2 protein-coding genes are annotated in these 2,499 nt (G+C 55.1%); both read left to right on the forward strand.

Annotated elements, in window-relative coordinates; translation table 11 throughout:
- Positions 1-1,223: elongation factor G (fusA, locus tag RTI30_RS12290; protein ID WP_312283880.1), on the forward strand; the 1,223-nt coding region annotated here is incomplete at its 5' end.
- Between the two features lie 18 nt (positions 1,224-1,241).
- A complete protein-coding gene (tuf, locus tag RTI30_RS12295) occupies positions 1,242-2,432 on the forward strand; it encodes an elongation factor Tu (RefSeq protein WP_312283881.1) in 1,191 nt (396 codons plus the stop codon).
- Positions 2,433-2,499 lie beyond the last annotated feature (67 nt).

Below are 2,499 nucleotides of genomic sequence, written 5' to 3' on the forward strand. Positions count from 1 at the left end.
CTCCGGTCAAGGGAGTGGATCCCAACACTGGTGAAGAAATCACCCGCAAAGCCGATGACAACGAAAAGTTTGCAGCCCTGGCATTCAAAATCATGACCGATCCCTTCGTCGGTCAGCTGACCTTTTTCCGTGTCTATTCCGGAGTTCTCCATGCTGGCTCTACAGTCTACAACCCAGGTCGCGGGCAACGGGAACGAATTGGCCGTATTCTACAGATGCATGCCAATGAACGACAGGAGATCAAAGAAGTGCTGGCTGGCGATATAGCGGCTGCCGTTGGTTTGAAGACTGCATTCACTGGCGACACCCTTTCGGACATGGAAAATCCCATTCTCCTGGAGCAAATGGAGTTTCCCGAGCCGGTGATTCATGTGGCAGTGGAGCCCAAAACCAAAAGTGATCAGGAAAAGATGGGTATCGCCTTGGGGAAGCTTGCCCAAGAGGATCCTTCCTTCCGGGTGCGGACAGATCAGGAGTCTGGACAAACCATCATCTCTGGGATGGGCGAACTGCACCTGGAAATCATCGTTGATCGAATGAAGAGGGAGTTCAACGTCGATGCGACCGTGGGTGCCCCCCAGGTAGCATATCGGGAAACCATTCGCAAGACAGTTGAATCCGAAGGAAAATTTGTTCGTCAATCCGGTGGCCGAGGGCAGTATGGTCATGTTTGGCTGCGCTTGGAACCCTTGGAGCCGGGTTCTGGATTCATTTTTGAAAATGCCATAGTTGGTGGTGTGGTTCCTAAGGAATACATTGCGCCAACCTGCAAGGGGGTTGAAGAAGCTCTAGAGAGTGGTATCATTGCCGGCTTTCCTGTGGTTGATGTCAAGGTCACCATTTTTGATGGCTCGTACCATGAGGTTGATTCATCGGAAGCGGCTTTCAAGATTGCTGGTTCCATGGCCTTCAAGGCGGGTGCGGCCAAGGCTAATCCCGTGCTCCTGGAGCCGATCTTTGCGGTAGAGGTGGTCACTCCCGAGGAATACATGGGTGACATCATTGGCGATATCAACAGTCGCCGAGGTGTCATGCAAGGGATGGATGACGAAGCCGGGGCCAAGATCATCCGCGCAGAAGTACCCCTTGCGGAAATGTTTGGGTATGCAACCACTTTGCGCTCGTTATCGCAGGGGCGAGCTACCTATACCATGCAGTTTGAGAAGTATATGGAAGTGCCAGGCCATGTGGCCGAGGCTATTGTCAAAAAAAGTCAGCGCTAGTCGGTAACGGAGAATTTCATGTCCAAGGGAAAGTTTGAGCGGACGAAGCCGCATGTAAACGTAGGGACGATTGGTCACGTGGATCACGGGAAGACCACGTTGACGGCGGCGTTGACGAAGGTATTGTCGGCCAGGTTTGGTGGAGAGGCGCGGGCATACGACCAGATTGACAATGCACCGGAAGAGCGTGCACGGGGTATTACCATTGCGACCTCCCATGTGGAGTACGAGACGGCGAATCGGCATTACGCCCATGTGGACTGTCCTGGTCATGCGGATTACGTCAAGAACATGATTACGGGTGCGGCGCAGATGGACGGGGCCATTCTCGTGTGCTCGGCGGCGGACGGCCCCATGCCGCAGACGCGGGAGCATATTTTGTTGGCCCGGCAGGTAGGGGTGCCATACATTGTGGTGTTTTTGAACAAGGCTGACATGGTGGATGACGCCGAGCTTCTGGAACTGGTGGAAATGGAAGTGCGGGAGCTGCTCTCCAAGTATGAATTTCCCGGAGACGACATTCCGGTGGTCATAGGCTCGGCGCTCAAGGCCCTGGAGGGGGATCAGAGCGAGATTGGGGAGCCGGCGATTTTGAAGCTGGCCGAAGCCATGGACAGCTACATTCCCTTGCCGGAGCGGCCCATTGACAAGGCCTTCCTGATGCCTATTGAAGATGTTTTCAGTATTTCTGGTCGGGGCACGGTAGTAACGGGACGGATTGAACGCGGGATCTGCAAGGTGGGTGACGAAGTGGAGATTGTTGGTATTCGGCCGACGAGCAAGACCACCGTCACGGGAGTGGAGATGTTCCGCAAGATTCTGGACCAGGGCCAGGCGGGTGACAATGTTGGCGTGTTGCTGCGCGGTACCAAGAAAGACGAAGTGGAGCGTGGGCAGGTACTGGCGAAGCCGGGCAGCATCAAGCCGCACACCAAGTTTGAGGCGGAAGTCTATGTATTGTCCAAGGAAGAGGGGGGACGGCACACGCCTTTCTTCAATGGCTACCGGCCGCAATTCTACTTCCGGACGACGGATGTAACGGGAGCGGTAGAGCTACCGGAAGGGGTGGAGATGGTGATGCCTGGAGACAACATCCAGTTCAAGGTGAGTCTGATTGCTCCCATTGCCATGGAAGAAGGGTTACGTTTTGCGGTGCGGGAAGGCGGTCGGACCGTCGGTGCCGGCGTCGTTTCCCAGATCGTGGAGTAAAGGGTCTACCGCCGATATCCGCCTCTCACTGGCGGATACACTTTGGCTTGTCATAAAGGGGCGGCCT

The organism is Candidatus Igneacidithiobacillus taiwanensis, assembly GCF_031962545.1.
GTDB lineage: Bacteria > Pseudomonadota > Gammaproteobacteria > Acidithiobacillales > Acidithiobacillaceae > Igneacidithiobacillus > Igneacidithiobacillus taiwanensis.

Bases quoted from the DNA above. Each gene is read 5' to 3' on its own strand.
- tuf (WP_312283881.1), top strand. From the start codon at position 1,242: ATGTCCAAGGGAAAGTTTGAGCGGACGAAGCCGCATGTAAACGTAGGG.